This is a genomic window from Desulforamulus aquiferis (assembly GCF_030577015.1).
Lineage (GTDB): Bacteria > Bacillota > Desulfotomaculia > Desulfotomaculales > Desulfotomaculaceae > Desulfotomaculum > Desulfotomaculum aquiferis.
Genome location: NZ_JARPTC010000006.1, coordinates 69,731 through 89,202 on the forward strand (window position 1 = coordinate 69,731; position 19,472 = coordinate 89,202).

The 19,472-nt window shown below is 40.4% G+C and carries 20 protein-coding genes; all 20 read left to right on the top strand.

Annotation, left to right across the window (positions count from 1 at the left end; all coding sequences use genetic code 11):
• The first annotated feature begins 69 nt into the window (after window positions 1-69).
• The 20 genes from P6N53_RS05135 (at window position 70) to P6N53_RS05230 (ending at window position 19,391) form a co-directional block, all read left to right on the top strand.
• Window positions 70-1,551: an SLC13 family permease gene (locus tag P6N53_RS05135; RefSeq protein WP_304541675.1), complete on the top strand. Its 1,482-nt coding sequence runs from the start codon at window positions 70-72 to the stop codon at window positions 1,549-1,551.
• 31 nt (window positions 1,552-1,582) lie between these two features.
• Window positions 1,583-3,448, top strand: coding sequence for an aryl-sulfate sulfotransferase (locus P6N53_RS05140; RefSeq protein ID WP_304541676.1), 1,866 nt, complete (start codon window positions 1,583-1,585; stop codon window positions 3,446-3,448).
• Between the two features lie 189 nt (window positions 3,449-3,637).
• A complete protein-coding gene (locus P6N53_RS05145; protein WP_304541677.1) occupies window positions 3,638-4,555 on the top strand; it encodes an NAD(P)/FAD-dependent oxidoreductase in 918 nt (305 codons plus the stop codon).
• Between the two features lie 16 nt (window positions 4,556-4,571).
• Window positions 4,572-4,886, top strand: coding sequence for a thioredoxin family protein (locus P6N53_RS05150; RefSeq protein WP_304541678.1), 315 nt, complete (start codon window positions 4,572-4,574; stop codon window positions 4,884-4,886).
• Window positions 4,887-5,089: 203 nt separating this feature from the next.
• Window positions 5,090-5,314, top strand: coding sequence for a hypothetical protein (locus P6N53_RS05155; protein WP_304541679.1), 225 nt, complete (start codon window positions 5,090-5,092; stop codon window positions 5,312-5,314).
• Between the two features lie 278 nt (window positions 5,315-5,592).
• Window positions 5,593-5,991, top strand: a complete 399-nt coding sequence (gene gcvH, locus P6N53_RS05160) for a glycine cleavage system protein GcvH (RefSeq protein ID WP_304541680.1) — start codon at window positions 5,593-5,595, stop codon at window positions 5,989-5,991.
• Between the two features lie 34 nt (window positions 5,992-6,025).
• A complete protein-coding gene (locus P6N53_RS05165) occupies window positions 6,026-6,877 on the top strand; it encodes a thioredoxin domain-containing protein (RefSeq protein ID WP_304541681.1) in 852 nt (283 codons plus the stop codon).
• Between the two features lie 94 nt (window positions 6,878-6,971).
• Complete coding sequence (lpdA, locus tag P6N53_RS05170; protein ID WP_304541682.1) at window positions 6,972-8,348, top strand: dihydrolipoyl dehydrogenase; 1,377 nt, start codon at window positions 6,972-6,974, stop codon at window positions 8,346-8,348.
• A gap of 36 nt (window positions 8,349-8,384) precedes the next feature.
• Entirely contained in the window at window positions 8,385-9,080 is a 696-nt protein-coding gene (gene lipB / locus P6N53_RS05175) for a lipoyl(octanoyl) transferase LipB (protein WP_304541683.1), read from the top strand.
• Window positions 9,073-9,927 (top strand): lipoyl synthase, encoded by an 855-nt coding sequence (gene lipA / locus P6N53_RS05180; protein WP_304541684.1) that lies wholly within the window; start codon window positions 9,073-9,075, stop codon window positions 9,925-9,927. The genes lipB and lipA overlap by 8 nt, the downstream gene beginning before the upstream one ends.
• Window positions 9,928-10,036: 109 nt before the next feature.
• Window positions 10,037-10,471 carry a hypothetical protein gene (locus P6N53_RS05185; RefSeq protein WP_304541685.1) on the top strand — a complete coding sequence of 145 codons (435 nt, stop codon included), beginning with the start codon at window positions 10,037-10,039 and terminating at the stop codon, window positions 10,469-10,471.
• Window positions 10,472-10,565: 94 nt separating this feature from the next.
• Window positions 10,566-10,994: a MarR family winged helix-turn-helix transcriptional regulator gene (locus tag P6N53_RS05190; protein WP_304541686.1), complete on the top strand. Its 429-nt coding sequence runs from the start codon at window positions 10,566-10,568 to the stop codon at window positions 10,992-10,994.
• A 202-nt stretch (window positions 10,995-11,196) separates the two neighbouring features.
• Window positions 11,197-11,427: a hypothetical protein gene (locus P6N53_RS05195; RefSeq protein WP_304541687.1), complete on the top strand. Its 231-nt coding sequence runs from the start codon at window positions 11,197-11,199 to the stop codon at window positions 11,425-11,427.
• A gap of 31 nt (window positions 11,428-11,458) precedes the next feature.
• Window positions 11,459-12,628, top strand: a complete 1,170-nt coding sequence (locus P6N53_RS05200) for an MFS transporter (RefSeq protein ID WP_304541688.1) — start codon at window positions 11,459-11,461, stop codon at window positions 12,626-12,628.
• A 201-nt stretch (window positions 12,629-12,829) separates the two neighbouring features.
• Window positions 12,830-13,003: a hypothetical protein gene (locus P6N53_RS05205; protein ID WP_304541689.1), complete on the top strand. Its 174-nt coding sequence runs from the start codon at window positions 12,830-12,832 to the stop codon at window positions 13,001-13,003.
• A gap of 31 nt (window positions 13,004-13,034) precedes the next feature.
• Window positions 13,035-13,928 (top strand): DMT family transporter, encoded by an 894-nt coding sequence (locus tag P6N53_RS05210; protein WP_304541690.1) that lies wholly within the window; start codon window positions 13,035-13,037, stop codon window positions 13,926-13,928.
• Window positions 13,929-14,194: 266 nt separating this feature from the next.
• Window positions 14,195-16,135, top strand: coding sequence for a methyl-accepting chemotaxis protein (locus tag P6N53_RS05215; RefSeq protein ID WP_304541691.1), 1,941 nt, complete (start codon window positions 14,195-14,197; stop codon window positions 16,133-16,135).
• A 186-nt stretch (window positions 16,136-16,321) separates the two neighbouring features.
• Window positions 16,322-17,221 carry a LysR family transcriptional regulator gene (locus tag P6N53_RS05220; protein WP_304541692.1) on the top strand — a complete coding sequence of 300 codons (900 nt, stop codon included), beginning with the start codon at window positions 16,322-16,324 and terminating at the stop codon, window positions 17,219-17,221.
• Between the two features lie 98 nt (window positions 17,222-17,319).
• Window positions 17,320-17,997, top strand: a complete 678-nt coding sequence (locus P6N53_RS05225; protein ID WP_304541693.1) for a manganese catalase family protein — start codon at window positions 17,320-17,322, stop codon at window positions 17,995-17,997.
• Window positions 17,998-18,206: 209 nt separating this feature from the next.
• The gene (locus tag P6N53_RS05230) at window positions 18,207-19,391 is read left to right on the top strand and encodes a tungsten cofactor oxidoreductase radical SAM maturase (protein WP_304541694.1); all 1,185 of its coding nucleotides are present in this window, start codon (window positions 18,207-18,209) and stop codon (window positions 19,389-19,391) included.
• Window positions 19,392-19,472: the final 81 nt, after the last annotated feature.

Genomic DNA, 19,472 nt, shown 5'->3' on the forward strand with positions numbered 1-19,472 from the left:
TAGTTAAAGTTATAAAAATAGTGGTTTTTCGGTTATTTCCACCTTAGTTGAAGAGGAGTGAATTAATTAGTGAATAAAACCATTAGTGCAAGCGTTGCACAAACAGCACCACCAAATAATACTTTATATTATATTCACTGTGTAATCGGTCTTTTATTTATGTTCGGCTTTGGTTCCCTGGCGCCCTTTGAGCCTATTACACCAGTTGGTATGCAGGTTCTTGGTGTGTTTATTGGTTTGATTTACTTATGGTCGTTTGTTTCTATACTATGGCCCAGTTTGCTAGGTATTGTTGCTTTAAGTATAACTGAATATGCCAGTTTAAAAGAAGTGCTAATGTCATCCTTTGGAGACACTGTTCCTGTACTGGTGCTTTTTGCAATGATTCTATTTGGTGCAATACAACATGCAGGTGTTACTCAATACATTAGCAGATGGTTTTTGACAAGAAAAATGATTAACGGTCGTCCGGTAATATTTAGTTTTATTTTTATCTATACTGCTTATGTATTAGCTGCTCTGTCAGCAAACATTCTACCTGCTTTGCTATTAATGTGGTCTATTCTTTACAATGTGTTAAAGGACGTAGGATATAAAAAAGGAGATAAGTACACAGCCATAATGGTGGTTGGTACTATGTTTGGGGCTATCTCTGGCCAAGCGGCAAAACCATTTACCGGCTCAGCCTTAATGATAGTTGGTTCCTTTGAAAAGGTAACAAAAACCCAGTTGGATTACCTGCCTTACATGGTCTTTGGCTTTGTTATGTGTTCTCTAGGTATTGTAATTTACAGCCTGTTAATCAAGTTTGTTTTTAGACCTGATATGAGTAAAATTGCTAATATTAATACCGAACGATTCGAACAGGACAAGCTGCCTCCAATGACTCTGCAGCAAAAAATCTTGTTTGGATGTTTATTTGGCTACCTGATTTTAATTTTATTACCAAGTATTTTACCAAAAACAATTGGGGTTATTGCTTTCATAGATAAAATCGGTCCAGTGGGAGTAGTACTTTTCTTCATTGTAGGACTGTGCTCAATTAAAGTGGATAATAAACCAGTTATTGATTTCAAGGAGATTATTGGTCGTTATGTTACCTGGGATGTTTACTTTTTGGTATGTATGGCTATGGTTATCTCCGGGGCGTTAACTGGAGAGGGGACCGGCATTAAAGAGTTTACTATCCAAGCGTTAAACCCCTTATTGGGGGATCGCTCTCCTATAGTTTTTGCTACAATCCTGCTATTGTTCTCAATGACTATTACAAATATTGCCAACAACGGTGTCATGGGTGTACTCCTAATGCCCATTATTTATACCTTTGCTTCACAAAATGGCGCCAATCCCGTGGCAATTACTACAGCGGTAATTTTTGCCTTGCATATGGCCATTTTGACACCGGCAGCCTCTCCCTATGCAGCTATTTTGATTGGCAATAAAGAATGGGTGGATCCAAAGGACGTATTAAAGTATGGCGGCATCATTGTAATTAGTTCCTTCTTTTTATATTTATTAATCGGTATGCCTTTAGCAAACCTGATCTACTAGCTAACTAACTATAAAATTAAGGAGGATGGAGATGACTGTAAAATTTAAGCAGTTTGACCACATGATTACCCAGCAGTACCAGGCGGAGCAAGCATTTTTGGCAGAATATCAAAAGGGTGACCATACTTTTGAGAACCCCTATGTAAAACTAAATCCCTACCTAATTGCTCCTTTAACAGCTTTGCTAATGTTTAAAACAGCGGAACCGACCACAGTTTCCATAGTTGTTAAAGGAAAGGAAGAGGCCGGGGATATTAGCTTCAGCTTTGCTGAAGCAACCGAACATATGATTCCCATCTATGGGCTTTATCCAGGTTGGATTAATAGGATCGAACTGGTCTTAGGTAATGGGGAGAGTAGGGTTGTTACTATTCAAACAGAGCAAGCACCAGATAAAGTAAAGCTTCCTACTCAACTCACAACCACTGCCGAATATTTCCAGGATAACATTATGTTTGTTACTCCAACCTCAGATGCATTTACTGCAGGCTATGATTATCGTGGAGATGTCCGCTGGTACGGTACACTAAACTTTGCCTTTGATTTAAAGAGAGTAAAGAATGGTCGTTTGCTCATTGGCACACATCGTTTACTAATGCCTCCTTACCATACAACCGGCATCTATGAAATGGGCATCATCGGAAAGATCTATAAAGAATATCGTTTGCCAGGTGGGTACCATCATGACCAATTTGAAATGGAAGATGGCAACCTGTTAATCCTAACCCAGGATCTGCCCAGGGGTACAGTGGAGGATATGCTGGTACTTGTTGATCGCCAAACCGGGCAGATATTAAAGACTTGGGATTATCAAAAGGTTCTGCCTACAAATGTAGGCGGCTCCGGCAGTCAGGACGGTCATGACTGGTTCCACAACAACGCTGTTTGGTATGATAAAAGGACCAACTCCTTAACACTATCTGGACGACATCAGGATGCCATTATCAACCTGGACTATGAAACCGGAGCCTTGAATTGGATTATTGGAGACCCGGAAGGCTGGCCCCAGGAATTAGTGGATAAATACTTCTTTAAGCCGGTGGGTGAGGGTGATTTTGATTGGCAGTATGAACAGCACGCCTGTGTTGTATTGCCGGACGGTGACATTATGGCCTTCGACAATGGTCACTGGAGGGCTAAGGTTAAAGAAAAATACTTGCCCGCAAAGGATAATTTCTCCCGGGGAGTAAGATATAGAATTGATACAGGTAAAATGGAAATTCAACAAGTATGGCAGTATGGCAAGGAAAGGGGAGCAGAGTTCTTTTCCACATACATCTGCAATGTGGAGTATTATGGGGAAGGCCATTACCTGGTACACTCTGGTGGCATAGGAACGTTCGAGGGTGAGACCTGCAATAAGCCCCCGGTACAATTTAGGGGTGAAGATGAGAAAAAGGTAGTGCTAAATTCCATCACAGTGGAATTAAGAGATAATGTATTAATGTATGAAATGCATCTGCCGGCCAACTTCTATCGAGCAGAAAAATTAAAACTATATTGTGCCGAGGATGTATTAAGTCTGGGAAAAGGTGAGTTATTAGGTACTTTAGGTGTTACCGAGGAGTTCACAACTATTCCCCCTGCAGAGGCAGGTGGGATGGTTCCAGAACAGTATAATGTCAAGCTGGGTCAAGAAGAAGATAGGCTAATACTCAAAGCAACCTTTGAGAAGGGCCAGATGGTCTTGCTGCAGTTGGAAGGAGAAACAACCCACAGTTATTTTATACCTACAACTAAACGACCATTCCTAGCCATGTGCGTGGGCACCTTCCAGGAAAGTGATGAGCGGGCTGTTGAATTCCCCATTAGTAAAGAAAAGCTAGTCGGTGAATTTAAAATTTCTTTAATCATCGATGATAAGAAATATGAAACAGGGGTAACTGTTAATCTCTAAAAAATTATATTTAGTAAGGAAAGGCACTAAGGAGAGATTTATCTTTAGTGCCTTTCTGAGATCTTTTTTAAGATTAGAGACTAAAGTTGATAAGTGTTAGTGTATGTTATCACGATTACTTTATCTTTTTGATAAAATTAGTATAAGAATTTACTTTGTTTTACAGTGGGAAATTGTGGAGGCGATGAAATGGCTCAATATGATGTGGCAATTATAGGTGCTGGTCCCGCTGGAATGACAGCGGCCATTTATGCAGCAAGGGCAAATTTGAAGGTGCTGCTTCTAGACAAGCTGGCCCCAGGGGGTCAGATTGTCAATACCTTTGAAATTCAAAACTATACCGGCATGGGAACAATTAACGGTGCGGAGCTAGCAATTAAAATGTTTGAGCATACCCTGGAGCTTGGTGTTAACTTTGATTATGGGACAGTAACTTCCATTAGAGCAGAAGGCAACCTTAAAGAACTAATTTGTGAAGAGGGGCTGTCCTTTACAGCAAAGGCTGTCATTATCGCAACCGGAACAAAGCCAAGAATGCTCGGGGTGCCTGGAGAAATAAATTTTGCCGGAACTAGTATTAGCTGGTGTGCCATTTGTGACGGTCCCCATTATAGGGGTAAAAAGGTAATCGTTATTGGTGGGGGTAACTCAGCCGTTGAGGAGGCTATCTATTTAGCAGGTCTGGCTCAAGAGGTCACCGTTGTTACTTTATTTAATTTAACTGCTGATCCGTCGGCCTGTGATAAGCTAAAGGCATTGGCAAATGTTAGAGTCTACGAGTATTACGATATATTGGAGTTTCTGGGCTCGGATAAATTTGAAGGATTAAAGGCAAGATCCACAAAAACCCCAGGGGAGATTACTATTTTTGCAGATGGGGCCTTTGAATACATTGGATTAAAACCAACAGCAGAAGCCTTTAAGGAATTGGGAATCTTAAATGACTATGGCTACATTGAAACTGATGCCTATATGGCAACTAGTGTGCCAGGTATTTACGGGGCGGGTGATATTATTAGCAAGCACTTGAGACAGGTCATAACTGCTTGCAGTGATGGAGCCATAGCTGCCCAGTCGGTTGCAAAATATATTGAAAAACTAAACTAAAAAGGATGGTCCTAACATGGCTGTTACAGTTAAAGAGATAAGTGGGGCAGAATTAGAACAGTTGATCAGCGGAGGAAGGCTGTTAGTGGATTTTTATTCAAAGACCTGCGGACCTTGCAAAATGCTAAGCTTCGTATTAAAGGATGTGGCCAAAGATATTGAAGGTGTAGAAATCGTGATGCTGGATTATGATGCAAACAAAGAAGCTGTAGAAAAGTACGGAGTAGAAGGCTATCCAACGATGATTGTTTTTGATAAGGGACAAGAGCTAACTAGGGTTAAAGGTTTGCAACAGAAACCCAAAATTATCCAAATGATTAATGGTGGGTAAATTTTGGCTAAATTTAATTGAGGCATTATGACAAGCGCTGGCAACCCTGCCAGCGCATTTCTACAGGACCTTGCAAAAAAACCGCTAAATGTGTAGCTTAGGCTACTGACGGAGAAAGCAATAATTATTAAAATAATTACAAAGCAAGAAAATATGATAGTAAAAGAATAATATTTAAATTTTATATATACGGAGGACAAAAAATGAAGGAGATAATTCAATTAAGGCAAGAGATAGCCAAAATGCGTTTAATGGACTTGACCGAGGAACATGGCTATGATTCATCCCGGGTTAAAAATTACCGGCGAAAAATCCGGGAGCTAAAAATGATAAATGGAGATTTAGAATTCGATAAATCCCCGGTACAACCAAAAAGAGTAACTGCTGCCAACAAGTTAGGGGTCTATCGAAGGATTGTTACTTACTAGCTTAGCTTAATGGATAATAACCAAGGCAGTAATTGGAACCTGAGCTGAGATGATATATAAAATTCATCTCAGTTTTTTTGTGTATCAGAAAGATGGCTAAAGGCTTGTTCGGAAGCCAAGTTTTCTTTGCCTGGGGGCTAGGTTTGTTCTGTGGTCTGGACTCTTAAAAATTCTTGTGCCCACGTAGTGCAAACTACCGCTCCCGGTTATAGGACTATGTTAATCTTATAACAAGAATACAGTGAAAACTTTCTCAAAGTACAGAAAGGGTGTTTATCATGACAAAGGTCATTACCGAATTGAATTTTCCAACGGATATTTACTACTTCCATGAACACACCTGGGCAAGGGTTGAGGGAGATGTGGTTAGGGTTGGTATCTCGGATTTTGCCCAGGATAGTTTAGGGGATATTATCTTTGTAGAATTACCCAATGAGGGTGAATCCTTTGATAAAAACGATGAATTTGGCCAGGCCGAATCTGCAAAAACCGTATCTGCCCTTTATATGCCCCTTGGGGGAAAAATTCTTGAGGTGAATGGTGATTTAGAAGAAAATCCACAAAATGTAAACCAGGACCCCTACGGAAGGGGTTGGATGATAGTGGTTAAGCCAAGCGATCCTGAGGAAATAAAGGGATTGCTTTCAAGGGACGATTACCTCAGGCAGATTCAATAATGTTGTCTAAACAGCTTTATCATAGGGGAAGGAGATGAAATGGGTGGGCTTTACTATCTATACAGCCACTGGCTGTACCCGTTGCAAAATAGTTAAAGAGCTAATGAGGGAACGAGGCATCGACTTCATCGAGCAGGATATGAAGGCTGAGGGCAAGGATGCTTTTCAGAAATTTTATAGTACCAACCGTAAAGCCATTTTTCGTGGACCTGACGGAGTAGAGTTCCCTTTGCTAACCGATGGAAGGGTGATTAGGCAAGGTATCGGAGCTTCGGTGGCTTATCTGTACTCGGGCAGTAAATTGGACGGATTCTTTAGTGTTGGTGTGCTGCACAAAGAATGGGTGGATGGCATCCATGTTTCCGGCGGCAATCCCCAGTATGCTAATGAATTTTTAGAGGTGCTACGTTATATCAAAAAGGGCAATAATATGAAGCTCCAAATGGACACAAATGGTCAAAATGCTGCAATTCTTGAGCAAATCCAGGCGGAGGGACTGGCGGATGTAGTGATTATGAATGTGCTGGGTCCCAGGGAAATGTACAGCCAAATTTTGGAGCAGGAAGTAGACCTTGCAGAGATTGAGAGGTCCATTTCCCTGGTGACTAGCTTCCCGGAATACAAATTCCAGACTACCATTATCCCTGTGTTCAGGAGGGAAGGGGAAGTTAGCTATCTAAGCACCAAGGAAGTTGCAGACACAGCAAAATTCATAGCAGAGGCAGCGGGCAGTATGAAAATGCCCTATTTAGTTAAAGTGTTTAGGCCTAAGGAATGTAAGGATGAGCGTTTTAAAGGGATAGAGGCTATGGCGGCGGATGCATTGCTGCCTTACCGCACAGCAGCCAGAAGGCATCAGGTTTTTGTAGAAATTGAAAAGGCGTAGATATGTGGCCCGGTATGAAGCAGAAGGGCAGCAGAAAGGTTAGATGGGGGGCGTAAGCCCCCCATTCCTATAAACAATTGGGGAGGTTAAATATATGACATACAATGCAGTTGTTATTGGCGGCGGTCCAGGTGGCTATGTTGCAGCCATTAGGATAGCTCAATTGGGTGGTAGGGTAGCAGTGGTAGAAAAGGATAAGCTGGGCGGTACATGTCTAAACAGAGGCTGCATTCCCACCAAAGCCTTGATTGCTGCGGTAGAGAAACTTAAGTCCGTGCAGGAAGCAGCGGACTTTGGCATCGAAGTGGTTGCCCCAAAAATCAACTTCTCGAAGGTTCAGGCCAGAAAATCCGAAGTGGTGGAGAAGTTGGTGGGGGGCATTAACTTTCTCTTAAATAAAAACAAAGTGGATTTATTTGCGGGAGCAGCTAGGATTAAGCTGCCAGGTATTGTGGAAGTGGAGAATAATGGGGAGACCCAAGAATTACAGTGTGATAATATTATTATTGCCACCGGCTCCAGGCCTGCTTTAATAGAATCCCTGGGTTATAATGGCACTACCATTATAAGCAGTGAAGAGGCCCTGCAACTAAGCGAGGTGCCTAAAAGTATGCTAATCATTGGCGCCGGTGTTATAGGCTGTGAATTTGCCCATATTTATGGTAGTATGGGAACGGAAATAACTATGGTGGAGGCTGCACCAAGTATCTTGTCTTTACAGGATAAAGATATTTCCCGTCGAATGCAAACCATATTTAAGAAGAAAAAAGTCAATATCAAAACCAATGTGACTATAAAGAAGATAATCGAGGCTGAAGGCAGTATTCAAGCTGAACTGGAGAATGGAGATGTTCTTACAGCAGAAAAGGCTTTAATCTCCATTGGACGAACCTTAAATACAGAAAATCTCGGCTTAGAGGCTGTAGGTGTTGAATTGGGCCATAGGGGCCAGATATTGGTAAATGATCGAATGGAAACCAACATTAGGAGCATTTATGCCGTAGGTGATGTGGTGATGAAATACCAGCTGGCCCATGTGGCTTCAGCCCAAGGTATTGTAGCTGCTGAAAATATTATGGGTAAGGATTTACATCAAGATTATACTGGAGTGCCCAGTTGTATTTTTACCAGTCCTGAGGTGGCCTCGGTAGGTATGACAGAACAGCAGGCCAAAGAAACTGGCATACAGGTAAAAACGGGAAAATTTAATTTTATGGCCAATGGAAAAGCCCTCAGCATGGGTGAGGGAGAAGGCTTTGTAAAGATTGTGACCAATTCGGAAACAGATGTGGTATTAGGCGTCCACATCATTGGCCCCCATGCGTCAGACTTGATTGCCGAAGCTACCCTGGCAGTTAAAAAGGGTTTAACGTCTAAGGATTTAGCGGGTACAATTCATGCCCATCCAACTTTGGCGGAAGCCATTCTGGAGGCTGCGGAGAATGTGCATGGTCTAAGTATTCACGGCTAAGGTTTGCTGAAATTGGCGGATGTAGAGGTGATACTGATGGAGCTGTTAGTTGCTATGTTGGATGAGACAGATTACTTGGAAGCATTGGATATCCAGAAGCGACTTTTACTGCTGCGGCAGCAAAATAAAGTACCCGACATCATGCTGCTCTTACAGCATCCACCTACCTTGACCCTGGGCACCAGGGAAAATTTTGCCAACATTCTTATGCCAGAAGCTGAGCTTGCTCGCCAAGGAGTATGTATTTATAAAATAAACCGGGGTGGGGATGTTACCTACCACGGTCCTGGACAAATAGTGGGCTACCCAATTTTGAATTTGAATGGCCATGGCAAAAGTGTTCGGGTTTATGTTGATAAATTGGAGGAAATCTTTATTCAGTTATTAAGGCAGGAGTATTCTCTAACTGCAGGCCGAGATAGTAAATATACCGGTGTTTGGGTGGGGGGCGAGAAGATTGCTGCCATTGGCTGCTCGGTAAAACGCTGGGTAACTATGCATGGCTTTGCCTTTAACGTAAATACCGACCTAAATCATTTTCGGTGGATTAATCCCTGCGGTATTACAGATAGGGGTGTTACTTCACTGCAAAAAATACTGGGTCAACCTGTGGATATTGAAAAGACCTATAGGCAGGTAGCTGAGCACTTTTGCCTGGTGTTCAACTGCAAGCCTAAACTCATCAACCTACAAAAGCTACAAGGGATTTTGGGGGTACAAAACCATGAATAAAAGGAAACCTGAATGGCTAAGGGTAAAGCTACAGGGTGCTGAAAAAACCCATGAGGTTAAGGAGATGCTGGATAGATTATCCCTTCATACCGTATGTCAGGAAGCTAACTGTCCCAATCTTATAGAATGTTTCGCCCGCAAAACCGCTACCTTTATGATTTTGGGCAGCATTTGCACAAGAAACTGCACCTTTTGTAATGTAACCAAGGGACAAACCCAAGCCCTTGATCCAAAAGAACCTGACAATGTGGCTAAGGCCGTTGAGGAGTTGGGTCTTAAACATGCCGTTATTACCTCTGTCACTAGGGATGACCTGCCGGACGGCGGGGCCCATCACTTTAGCCGAGTTATTGAAAAACTCCGGGCTACCCAGGTCATTGTGGAAGTGTTGGTTCCTGATTTCCAGGGCAGTGGTGAGGCCCTGGCCACCGTCATTAATGCCAAGCCACATATCCTTAACCATAACATCGAAACGGTACCCCGCCTGTATCCTAGTGTCCGCCCTAGGGCCAGTTATGCCCGTTCTTTAGAGCTGATTAAAAGCTGCAAGGAACTTGATAATAGTATTTTTACAAAATCAGGTATCATGGTGGGCTTGGGTGAGCAGGAAGAAGAAGTGATTTCTGTGCTGAGGGACTTGCGTTTAGCCGGCTGTGACCTGCTGACCATAGGACAGTATTTGGCCCCCTCGGATAAACACCATCCGGTGATTGAATATATTCATCCTGATTTATTTAAAAGATATAGGGATGTGGCTTATGAAATGGGCTTCAAATACGTGGCCTCCGACCCGCTGGTCAGAAGCTCCTATCATGCAGCGGAGGTTGCCGATATCCTTAATAAGTAAGACCCTGACTAAAACTGCACCCAATGAAGGCAATGAACTAGTACTGGTTTTATAGTTCAAAGTTGTCATTGGGTGTTTTATATAGCTTAACATTTTTTGGAGGCTCAAGATGTGTGCTAAGCAGGAGTTAAAGCAGAAACTTATTCAACACCTGGTTGACTTCGAAGAAGCTCAAGCTGTTATATTGGATGATTTTTTTCCGAAGCCCTCATCCGAACGGGAGGTAATTCAAAAGCTAATGGACAAATATATCAGCCACCTGGAAATGCTTATTATTAATATAAATGAAGGCCGGGAGATTGAACTGCCAGTACTAATTGGTGGGCGGTTGGAGCTTAAGGATCGGTTGACCAAAGAGGTGGTAAAAATAATAGTGGGTTCACCCTATGGGTACGAAGCCCAAGATGGTCACTATCATCTGTCTTGGCTCTCGGAACCGGGTCAGTATCTAATGCTTAAAAGGATGACGGAGCAGGTAAAGGTCACCCTAGAAGGCAGGGAGTATTGTGGGTGGGTTACAAATATCAACCATCCGTTTTTATAAAGGTAATTGGTATTTATGAGAGAACAATTGTTGCAAAATTAAATAAGTAGTAATATAATTGCCATGACAACTAAAATTTTAGAGGGAGATTTAAGTGACTTTTAAACTGGATAATAGCCTGGGTTATCTGTTAAACCGCACAAATACACGGATGAAGAATAATTTATTACACCACTTAAGGGATTATGATGTAACCCCCGAACAGTGGGCAGTCTTAAATCGTTTATGGGAAAAGGAAGTCATCTCCCCAAAGGAGTTGGCAGAGCTAACCTCTAAGGATCTCCCAACGATAGTCAGAATATTGTCAAAGCTAGAAAAGAAGGGTTTCATAACAAGGAAAATTAACCCGGAGGATAGTAGGGCGTATTTAATTTTTCTTACTATTGAGGGGAGGGAATTACAAGGTAAACTGACCCCTTTAGCATTAGAAGCCCTTGATAAAGCAACAAGGGGGCTTGATAAAAAACAAATCGAGGAGTTTAAGGTAGTTCTCAATAAAATGTTTGAAAATCTAGACAGCTAAATTTTTATGTGGCAATACTTGTTCTGACAACAAATTAGACCGTTACCCATTGTTCCTAAAATGAAGTAGTTTAAATTTTCTTAGGGGGGGTAATGAAAAATGCTTACGACCGAGACGGCATTAGTTTTATTCCTACTAGTTGGCAGTGTATTATATCAAATTGCCAAAAGGTTATCTTAAGCAGAGAAAAGGGGGAGGAATTATGGTAAGTGCTATAGTTTATAAATTCTCCTATGATGCCCACATAGCTGCTTGTTTTGACCCCGAATGCCTTCGACAAAGTGGATATAAACTTAAGAAATTTAAAGATGGATATAGATATTACCCTATTGACAGCAACCAAACATATGTAGTTAGAAACCAACAAACCATTGAGCTAGGTGAACATATTTCGACATTCTATTGGTCAAAACAATATGATGTTTATAGATAATCAGTATTTAACAAAATATAAGGAGCAATTTATGAGTCAAGGACAGTCTCTATGGACAAAGGATTTTATCTTAATATGTCTTACCAACTTATTTATATTTACTAGCTTTTATTTTTTGCTTCCTACACTGCCCATATTTGTAACCAATGTTTTGCAAGGCAATGAGAGCAATGTTGGGTATATAGTGGGAGTGCTTACAATTACAGCAGTTTTGGTTCGTCCAATATCAGGCTATATGTTAGACACAGTAGGTAGAAAGAGTATTATAATATTTGCATTGTTGGCCTTTGTACTAACCACACTGGCCTATAATTTAGTAACTAGTTTGGTTATGTTGTTTATGTTAAGGGCCATCCACGGTTTATCCTGGGGTTTTGCTACAACAGGGGCTGGAACCATTGCCAGTGATATTGTCCCTGCTTCCCGAAGGGGAGAGGGTATGGGATATTATGGACTAGCCAATACACTGGCTATGGCTGTGGGACCTATTTTGAGTCTTTTTATACTGGCTCGCTTTGGCTTTCATACCTTGTTCACGGCGGGCTCTGTAATAGCGGCATTGGGACTGGTATGTGTGCTTACTATCAAGGTATCCGAGGATAATCTTGTTAAAAAGAAAACAAAGCTTACCCTAAATAGCTTTTTTGAACCAAGGGTCTATTCCTTATCACTGGTAATGTTCTTTGTCACCTTTACCTACGGAGCTATTGTATCCTTTATCACCCTTTACGCAAAGGAACTAAGCATAAGTAATGCCGGGATATTTTTCCTGATCTATGGTATTTCACTGCTTATAGTCAGGCCCTATGCCGGTAAGGTATTTGATGCCCATGGTCCCAACCGAATTATGGCTATCGGTTTTTTAGGTATGGCAATTTCCTTTATCTTGCTTTTCTTGGCAAAGGGCTACTTGTTCTTTATTTTATCTGCCGTTACAATGGGCATTGGTTTTGGCATAGTGCAGCCTACAATTCAGGCTATGGCCATAAATAGGGTTGAACCATATCGTAGGGGGGCTGCAACCGGAACAATTTTAACTGCCCTAGATTTAGGAATAGGGTTAGGTTCTATGCTGTTAGGTGTGGTTTCTAATAAAATGGGATTGTCTTATATGTATCTAATCTGCAGCTTTATTGCTTTGATTCCGTTCCTGGTATTCTATCGCCAAGATGCGGTTAAGCCAAGTACACAGTCCACTTGATTAAAAAAAATACAATATAAAAATTGTTATAAGAGTCAGGCTAGCACCAAGTTGTGCTAGCCTGATTTATTGTTTTGGGGAGAGCAATATAGCTAGTCTTTATACCCCTATAATTGTTATATATTTTACAAGCGCCTTTGGGTCTATTTATAATTAGTATGTGAAGTGCAGCACTATCCTAACAAATAGAGGTGATAAAGAATGAGAGCATCAGACATACAACTTTTGGAACTCCGTATAGAGGTAGGAAACCAACGGCTTACGGATATGTCAAGTAATTACGGTAAAAACAACCAAAGGGTCAAAAACTACCGTAAAAGACTGGAGAGAATGATTGATCTATTAAGCAAGGTAAAGCATGCCAGTGCTTCCTGAGTTTACTTAGATTAATCCTGGGGGTATAGGCTTGCTTAATGGCTATTATTTCATAATTTTGTCCACCATTGGTTATGCCACACTGCCAATACTTATTAAAATTGGCTATCAACTTAATATGACAATTGATATTCTTTTGACCTTACGCTTTTTTATTGCCAGTATTATTCTGATTGCCATAAGATTTTTTATAGTAAGAAATAATTATGCCAGTATGAAGGGCCAATTCACAAGATTGATTGTGCAGGGCCTATTATTTTTTGGATGTGCCTATTGTTATACATCGGCCATAAAGTATTTGGCGGCATCCATGGCCAGCATTATGCTTTATGCTTATCCAACCATAGTTGTCATCATAACCACCTTTTTTCTAAAGGAGAAAATTGATCTAAGAAAAATTACTGCGTTGGTTTTATCCTTTATTGGGTGCCTAATGGTAGTAAATATAGTCAATGATCAACTGCAGCTAAGTTGGCAGGGTGTAATGTATGGTCTGGGTGCGGCCTTAGTATATGCTTTATATATTATAAATGGCCAATATTTGACCTCCCGGTTGGAACCAATAACTATTTCTATTTACGTTATGGTGGTGTGCAGTATAGCAACTGCCTTAGTTTATCCTCCCATGGGTTTAATTACAAGCAGCTTAGATCTATCTGCCTGGTTGGTGGGGCTAGGAACAGCAGTATTATGCTCTGTAATTCCGGCTGTTTTTTACCTGAGGGGAATAGCCATTTTAGGGGCTAGCAAATCGGCTATAGTTAGTACAATAGAACCTGCCATAACAATTATGTTGGCCTTTTTGATATTAGGGGAAAGACTTACGGTATTGCAGTTATTTGGGGCGTTTTTCATTATATCAGGAGTGATAATCCTGCAAGCTAGAAAGCCGCCAGCAAAACAGGCGATCCTAACCAATAGGTAGATTCTTGAAATTAATTTGCATATGGAAAATTATCACTTATACCGGGTATAAGCACAATGTATTTTACAACAAAGCTAGTGGTTTTTATAATCTAAATTAAAAGTGAATGAAGTAACTTACTGATGAAACAAAAGAAACCAAAAGTCCAAAAAAGGGGCTTTTGGTTTCTTTTGCAGGAAAATGTCATAATATGTCGAATGATCCATAGACAGCCTAACTTGGTAAAAATTAAAAGTTTATGGCAGTAGGAAGGGGTATTATCAACCATGAAAAACTTTTTTTCAATTAAAAACAGGTTATTAGTCCTCTTATTAAGCGTAGCATTGATTCCTACAATTATATCGAGTCTTTATTTTGGGCAATACGCTTCTAGTATTGTTAAACAGGAGTTCATTAAAAGTACTGACGAACAAATTGAACAGGTTAATAACGCCATCAATATATTCTTTCAAGGCATAAATGAAAACTGTCTATTTCTGTCAATGAGTGACACAGTTAAAAGTGCGGATACCTCGGTAACAGCATATATGGATGTAGAAGGAGGGCCAGATGGTCTTATCCAAATGACACCTTCATTAAGCAGTGGGGTGGAGAAAAATATTTATGATTTCTATGCTAATTTTGCAGAATCACATCCTAAGACTGCCTACGTATATTTGGCAACAATTCATGGAGGCTACACCCAATGGCCAGATGGTAAAATAATGAGCCAATATGATCCCAGGGGCAAGCTTTTTTTTAAAACTGGTATGGAAAATGTAGGACAGGTAGCGAGAACAAAGCCCTATCATTTTCCGGCAGACAACGTGTTTTTGGTAAGCACAGTTACAACTATTACTGATAATGCCGGACAAGTTATCGGAGTTCAGGGTTTAGATGTAAGTTTAGAAAGCATCACAAATATGATTAAGGATATCAAGATAGAAAAAACGGGATACATAATATTAACAGATGGTGATGGAACAATTATTGCCCATCCCAAAAAACCGGAAATGAATGGGAAAGAAATAAATGAACTTAACAACGAAAAATTAACTACTGCTCTTACAATGGATTCGGGGGATTTTGAAACTAAAATTGACGGAAAGGATTGTTATGTAAATACTTACACATCCAATGAGACTGGCTGGAAATTTATCTCTATTGTGGAAAAGTCAGATTTGATGGAAAAGTTTACAGGCATGGCCATAAAGTTTGTAGGTTTGTTTGTAATAATTATAATACTTATATCAATAATCGCTGTAGTGCTTTCCAACAAAATTACAAAACCAATAACTGCATCGGCAGAGTTTGCCCAGGAAATTGCTAACGGCAATCTAAAGGTAGAGTCAATTAAGATTAAAGAAAATAATGAAAATGGCGTCTTAATTGATTCCCTAAACAAAATGAGGGATAACCTGAAAGAGGTAATAGAGGGGTTGTATGGTTCCTCGGCGGATTTAACCAAGTCAGCCAAGCAGTTGGCAGAGCAATCACAACAAACATCGGAAGGATCCTCTGCCACCGCAGCCACGGTTAGTGAGATTGCAATAACTATTGATCAAGTAGCAACAAATGTAAGTCAAGCGGCTAATTTGTCAGACCAGGTTTCCAAAGAAGCGGAACAAGGCTTTAAAGGTGTAGAAAGAATTACTGCTCAAATGGATTCGATTTCCCATTCAAATAATGATGCTACAAATGTAGTAGAAGAATTGGCTAAGACTTTAACCCATGTCAACAAATTTGTAGACTTAATCACCAGTATTGCAGAACAGACTAACCTGCTTGCCCTTAATGCTGCCATCGAAGCAGCCCGTGCAGGGGACCAGGGACGTGGCTTTGCAGTAGTGGCTGAAGAAGTTAGGAAGCTGGCTGAACAATCTGCCAGTGCTGCAAAGGATATCACTGAATTAATCGGTGGGGTACAGTTAGGGTCCGAAAAGGCTGTTGCAGCAATGTTGGAGGGACGGAGACAAGTTAGTGAGGGAGTTTTGGTGGTTGAGGAAGTAGGCAATAGTTTTAAAGGTATTACAACTTCTATCGAAGCACTGGTAAAACAAATTCACAGTGTTGCAGCTGCCTCTGAACAAGTTGCAGCTGGGATACAAAACGTTTCGGCAACCGCCGAGGAACAAACCGCTGCCATGGAAGAAATATCTGCTGCCAATGAACAACTTAATTTGATGGCAAATAACCTAAATAAATTGGTGGAAAAATTCACTCTATAATAGATATATGATAAAACCTCCTGGCAAGTCAGGAGGTTTTATCAGTTATTTGGAATAATAATGTACGAAATTGAATAGGTTAAAGTTTGCAGCTAAATGAATAAAAGAACAACTTACTCTACCCCTGATTTTAGGTATATAGTATACTGTTTAAAAATATAAGCCAAGAAAAATTGAGGTGATGGAATGCGTTTAGAACAACTATATTATCTTGTTGAGATATATCGATCTAAGACAATATCACTGGCAGCAGAGCGGGCGCATATTTCACAACCTGCTCTTAGTGCCTCCATTAGCAAATTAGAGGATGAGCTAGGAGTCCTATTGTTAAAAAGGACAAATCAAGGAGTCTATCCAACAGAGATTGGAGAAACCATTATTGAAAAGGCAAAGGATATTATTGAAAGTGTTGAAGAAATAAAGCAGATCGCAAAAATTAATAACATGGAGCTGAAGGGCAATATTTCAATGGCCGTGGAACCTGGTGTTAATCTAACCATCATGCCTGAGGTACTTACAAATTTTAAATACAACCATCCAAAGGTAGATATTTTCATAAAAGTAGGTGAGTCAAACAACATATTGAGGGATATTCAATCGGGTAAGGCTGACTTTGGTATAATTCTGAAGTCAGAGGAGCTTTTGCAGGCGAAGGACATTAACCTCAGGGATCTTTTCGTGGATGAGCTAGTATTAATTACAGGCAAGAACAATTCCATTGCTAATAAAGAAACACTAACATTAGAAGAAGCTCTGGCCCAGCCCGTTGTGTTATATAATACAGAATATGTTACCAACTGTGGAATATCCAGTCTATTAAAGAAATATGGAGATATTAATGTGCTGTTTAGGGTAGATAATCTAGAGATGCTGGAGAAAATTTTGTTACACAGGGATTGTGTCTCCTTTATACCTAATTTTATGGCCGAAGAATACGCTAAGTTTAATGAGCTGGTAGTAATTCCTATTAGTGATGTTTCCTTAGATATTACAATCGATATAATATGGTCAAGCCGTCACCATCTCTCTATGGTAGAAAAAGAATTGATAAAGGGAATTAAATCTACCTGTTGTGATGTTAATTAATAGATAGTCTAATAATATAAGTCAATCTTTAATAATAGTTTTATATAATCCCCCTTTCTTGGAGATGTTAAATCATAATGAAAGGAGGAAGAACAAAGATGTTTTTACATGATAAAAGATTATTGGAGAATGTAAGGGTAGAAAGGCCAAATCCAACCTATGCCGCACTATTATCGGAACAGTTAGGAGGTCCCCAGGGAGAGTTGAAGGCTGCCATGCAGTACATCTCCCAAAGCTTCAGAATTAAGGACCCGGAGATAAAAGACTTATTTTTGGATATTGGTGCCGAGGAACTGAGCCATATGGAAATGGTGGCAACTACCATAAATCTTCTTAATGGGCATGATGTGGCAGGTTCCACTGTTCAAGCGGGACATGTTGAAAGTCAGGTACTGTCGGGTCTTTCCCCTATGCTGGTTAATGCCTCAGGTTTTCCTTGGACAGCAGCTTATGTAAATGTAACAGGGGATCTGGCTGCTGATATTCTTTCAAACATTGCAGCTGAACAAAGGGCTAAAGTTGTTTATGAGTATTTATACCGACAAATCAATGATAGATATGTACGTCATACCATCGACTTTTTGTTGAACCGTGAGGAAGCACACAATACCCTGTTCCGCCAAGCCCTTAACAAGGTTCAAAACACAGGTTCGAACAAGGATTGGGGTGTAGACTCAGACGCCCGTTTGTACTTTAATTTATCTAGGCCCGGGACAAACCACTTTAGCGTCTCTAATCCCCATCACCCGGCATTTCAGAATCCAAACGGACATTAAGTAAATATTAGATCTAATAAAAGGCCAGCATTCAGAAATGATGCTGGCCTTTTAACGTATTAAAATTATAAATACTTGCTTTACCTTAGGGAATGTGAACAATTGCACTTTTGAAGCTTATTCGTAACATTTAGTTAATTGAAATAATAAGTACTAAAATGTTATAATATTCTTAAATATTTATTTAGCAGACGTAGGGGAGGACATCCATGAAAAAGATTAACATTCAATCCAAGGAAAATTTGACTGGTGGAAGTATAATAAAAATGAATGAAAATTTATTGCTGCCCGCAGATCAAAGTGCTACCGAAGCTCTGTTATTGCCAACGGAAGAAGGCTATAAAATTATTCCCCTGCGCCGTGATTTAAAGAAAATTTATATTGAAGTTACAACCCTATGCAACTTTAGCTGCACCACTTGTATCCGTAATTCCTGGCAGGACGAGATGGGTATGATGGAGTGGGCTACCTTCGAGAAGCTCCTGCAACAATTAAAGGAACTGCCAAATTTAGAGTGTGTACATTTTGGCGGTTTTGGTGAACCAATGAGTCACCCTCGGATTTTTGATATGCTGAAGGCCGTAAAGGACCAAGGCCTTCGTATTGAAATGATTACCAACGGCTCATTTCTGAATGCCGAGAATATTGAAAAGCTGGTTAAATTGCCCTTAGATGGTATATTTATATCCTTGGATGGACCGGACGAGGAAGAATACAATGAGATACGTCAGACTGATATTTCCCCGGTCGTAGCTAACATTAGGGCCCTCAACAGCATTAAAGAAGCAGCGCAAAGCAAGCTGCCGGAGCTTGGTATTGAGTTTGTGGCCATGAAGAAAAATTTTCACAAGTTGACTAAGCTTATTCGCCTATCCCTTGATTTAAAGGCCCGTAAAGTTATAGTTACAAATGTTCTTCCTTATAATGAAGAAATGAAGGATGAAATACTATATGACCTGGATGATACCTTGATCAATCATGGTAAAGATACCATTTTAGTTGATTTGCTGGCGCAGATGCCATACATGAAGATACGCACAGATCGTCAGTGTAAGTTTGTAGAGGATAAGGCTGCAACCATAACCTTCCGGGGAGAAGTGGCTCCCTGTTATGCCCTGATGCATTCATACCACTGCTTTATTTACGGACGCAAAAAGGAGATCTTACCCTTCTACCTGGGAAATGTCAATGAAAGCACCTTGGGGGATATATGGATTGACCCTGCCTATGTAAACTTCAGAAATAAACTTAAGGAGTTTAGGTTTCCCTCCTGCAGTGATTGCAAGTACTTAGACGGCTGTTCCTACACCGACACTAACGAATCCGACTGCTGGGGAAACAATCCTTCCTGTGCAGAGTGTCTTTGGTCCCGCAGGCTTATCGCCTGTCCCTAAATGGTCAAAAATATGGCAGGAGTTTTTGATTAATTGTAGAATAACAATTAAATCAAATTTTAGTCAAGGCAGCGCTGGGGC